A 622-nucleotide genomic window follows, 5' to 3' on the forward strand; every position below is an offset into this window, starting at 1 on the left:
CTCTCGCTTGGGCTCCGGTACACATCTGCATCGCGGTCTCGGTCGTCATCGGTCCGTGCTCACGATCTATAACGACGAAATCGAAACCAGCGACAGCCGCTATCTCCGAGACCATAGCCGAATCGAGGATCTGGAACGTGCCGAGAACTGCTTCACCCGCATCGAGTCGCTCCCGTAACGGTCGATCTAGCATACACGCCACGTCGAAGGAGGGGCTAATAAATCTCTCCCACAACGGCGTTCGAGGAGTGCGGGAGTCCCAGCAAGGATCGAGTGTTCAGCTGGATTTGCTCCTTTCCTCCGCGGTGGTATATAAAATTCTCTTGGTCAGAATAACTGGTCACTCTGTCAGAACAAGGCGGCCTCAGCCGTATTCGGCCCCCATAGAACCGGATCACCCCCGGAGAAAAATCACAAGCGTACGATTGTGATTCGTGTGCGGTCGCAGCCTCGAACAGAATTTCAGTAGCACTTAAAATTCTATTCTACAGAACGACACCGAAATTGTCAGAAACGACCGCTTAGAGGCAGTGCAACGTGGTATATCAGTTGGTCACTCGCGCACGTACGCTAACCCGACGCCGCTACTCGCGAAGAGGGCTCCGAGCAGCCAGAACGAAAC

1 pseudogene is annotated in these 622 nt (G+C 54.3%); it reads right to left on the reverse strand.

The window, feature by feature from the left end:
• Positions 1 to 193 (reverse strand): annotated as a pseudogene (locus tag DEQ92_RS21385) (aldolase); the annotation flags it as partial.
• Positions 194 to 622: the final 429 nt, after the last annotated feature.

Origin of the sequence: Haloferax sp. Atlit-6N, assembly GCF_003383195.1 — an archaeon.
GTDB lineage: Archaea > Halobacteriota > Halobacteria > Halobacteriales > Haloferacaceae > Haloferax > Haloferax gibbonsii.